The following is a 2,534-nucleotide window of genomic DNA, read 5'->3' on the forward strand; positions in this document are numbered from 1 at the left end:
ACCAAACGCCCGATGAGGTGTACTACGGGCAATCCATATCCTTGGCAGCCTGAGCCAGGGAAACAACCGGATCATAGCTTAGGGACACCATCAGGTTGTCCAACTGACTGGGTCCACCTCAGTGTAATCACTGGAAATGAGGCATGAGGGCTGGAATCCCCCTACTCATTTTTCGTAGCCTGTTCTCAGGTTCATATCCAGCCCCCGACCAGTGCAGATCAGCAAACTTGGAGTTGTCTCTCATGAAGGGAATCAGAAGCGCCTGCGCGCTAATCGTCCTCACCTTTTTCTCCACTCTGACCCAAGCCGCCACCGCCGTCGAAATGGCCAGGCAGGCGTACTTCTTGATTGAGCGTGACCCTCTCGATCTTGATCAACGTAATGAAGCGAGTTACCTGATTCAGCGCGCCAATGTGTTGGACGGCGACGAGCCATGGGTGGCGGTTGCCCAATCCCGCCTGACTCTGGTGAGCGGCTACAGGGTTGGGCAACGACACGATCGCCGGGCCTACGAAGAAAGCGCCGTCAGCACCGCAAGGCAACAGGCGGAACGCGCAGTTCGTAATGGGCCGAACCTCGCCATGGCACACGTTCAGTTGGCTATGGTGCTCATTATTCAAGGCGAACTGCGTACGGCCTGGGATCATTTGAATACCGCAGACTCACTGGATGAACAGAGCTACTACCCCTGGTACCTGCGGACGGTTATCGCGATACACCACAAAGACGAAAAATTCGCCGCAGAGGGTTTCAAAGAAATCGAGAGCAGAGCATCCCAGAAGTATCAGAAACGGCTGTTGCTTCAGGAGCGCATGCGGTTGGCCAAGGCTACTAAAAACCTTGAGGAGCGGGATAGGCTGTATCGGGAAATGATCGATCTGGACCCGGACTATGCCTACGCCTGGGGCAATTACGGTTCATTTCTATTGGGCCAGAAGCGTTACCGGGAAGCCGTTCATAACCTGGAGCGAGCCGTAGAGTTGAAACCCTACGGGCTCGCGGTGAGCCAGTTAGCGGAGGCACGCAGGAAGCTGAATCAGGCGTTTTGATTCGTGGCCAGTCTGCTTGCAAACGATGCATGCTAATGTGCAGGCTTTTCTAATCGGCCGACGTAACTTGCGGCGGAACTTAAAACAGAATAGCTTGAACATCTATGGTTAAACCTTGAATGGAGCGCAATCATGCAAAGGATCGCATCACCCAAACTCGGTTTGCTCGGCCTTACAATGCTGTGCCTGCTTCCCGGCATTACCCAGGCCGGTGGCCCGTCTCCCGAACACTACCTCAAAAACAGCCCGATGGTATTGGAGGTTCGCTATTGCGAATGCCAGGCCACAGAACCAGGCCAGGCTCCCACCGAATTACGCCCGGCGTTTCTGGAACAATCGCGTCTACTGAAAGTTGACGTAGACCCTGACGGCAAGGGATTTGTGTCGTCACCTGAAATGACACTGGACTTTGAACTAAGAGCTCTGCCGGAATCCCCCGGGGATTTCATGCTTAGCTTTGCCGGCAATTATGTGGCCGGCCAGCAAAATAGCACCAGCACCGGAGAGGTATTGCTAAAGGACGATCAGTGGCTGAATCTGTTCAGCTCCGAGCATGTAAGAGAAAACAGCACGCAATACGGCGATGTTGCGGTAAGACTTCTTTCCGGAGACTCGCAAGCCAGGTAGTAGTGATACACTTGCAGCCCGCCAATAAAGCCCACTTTGAACTGGTTCCACGAGACGCTCATGGTTAAATCAATCGCTTTGGCGGTGCTTATTGTCCTGCTTCTGGCTCTGATTGTTTTTCAGTACGCCATAACCTCTGTGCCCAGCCTTGAGCCACCCATCACCGTGAGTGACGCCCGGCGCGTCGACGACAACAACTCCTTGCTGGTGTCGCTCACCGGAAGCGATGGACAACGTTTCACCCTGGGGCTGCGGGGCGATATTGAAGACAAACCGGAGGAAACCGCGCTGTTTTTCATCAGCCGCCCGAACCTGGTGCCCTACGTGTACTGGCCTGGATTCCGCAGTAATGACGAAAAGCGGGTTCTGAATTTGCTGGCTTCTTGGGAAAAAAACCGAAAGGCGCCTTCTGAAGGCGCAGAACATGCGGCGTATCAGATTTATTCAGTGTTAAAGGATCGAAACTAACCCCGAGCTCTAGCCCGGGGTTAACTTAAAGCTCAGGCTTACGAGCAAGAGCCGCAGCAGGTACCGCCCTCACCGTGCCCACCCTTTTTTGGCTCGTCGTTCTGCGTCTCCGCAGTACCACTTGCCTCGACGTGTTCAACGCCATTGCTTTCAGTTTCTGCGTCTTCTTTCTTGAAAATATTCACGAATGACAGGGCCATTTGGACTCCTCGGTTTACTACTGGATTTAACATTCATTTTTTATGAATGTTATTGGGAGGCATCCGTTCCGGCGATTTTCAACCCAGTTGTCCAAATGACCGCGTTTAAGCGGCCAATTTATTGCGCTCTATTTCCTGCAATTTGCCAGGGTTGAGCGATACCGGTCCGGTTACTTCCCAGTTCCGGGTA

4 protein-coding genes are annotated in these 2,534 nt (G+C 53.4%); 3 read left to right on the top strand and 1 reads right to left on the bottom strand.

Annotated features, from left to right (window positions below; genetic code table 11):
- The first annotated feature begins 242 nt into the window (after positions 1-242).
- The 3 genes from QPL98_RS19340 to QPL98_RS19350 all read left to right on the top strand — a co-directional run bounded on the left by QPL98_RS19340 (position 243) and on the right by QPL98_RS19350 (position 2,144).
- Positions 243-1,049 (top strand): tetratricopeptide repeat protein, encoded by an 807-nt coding sequence (locus QPL98_RS19340; RefSeq protein WP_303293863.1) that lies wholly within the window; start codon positions 243-245, stop codon positions 1,047-1,049.
- A gap of 132 nt (positions 1,050-1,181) precedes the next feature.
- Positions 1,182-1,676, top strand: coding sequence for a hypothetical protein (locus QPL98_RS19345; RefSeq protein ID WP_303293864.1), 495 nt, complete (start codon positions 1,182-1,184; stop codon positions 1,674-1,676).
- A 60-nt stretch (positions 1,677-1,736) separates the two neighbouring features.
- Positions 1,737-2,144: a hypothetical protein gene (locus QPL98_RS19350; protein WP_303293865.1), complete on the top strand. Its 408-nt coding sequence runs from the start codon at positions 1,737-1,739 to the stop codon at positions 2,142-2,144.
- Between the two features lie 38 nt (positions 2,145-2,182).
- Here the strand turns inward: QPL98_RS19350 and QPL98_RS19355 are convergent, their stop codons facing one another.
- Complete coding sequence (locus QPL98_RS19355) at positions 2,183-2,344, bottom strand: CCGSCS motif protein (RefSeq protein ID WP_222533636.1); 162 nt, start codon at positions 2,342-2,344, stop codon at positions 2,183-2,185.
- Between the last annotated feature and the right edge of the window lie 190 nt (positions 2,345-2,534).

The sequence above is a fragment of the Marinobacter sp. ST-43 genome, assembly GCF_030541085.1.
Lineage (GTDB): Bacteria > Pseudomonadota > Gammaproteobacteria > Pseudomonadales > Oleiphilaceae > Marinobacter > Marinobacter nauticus.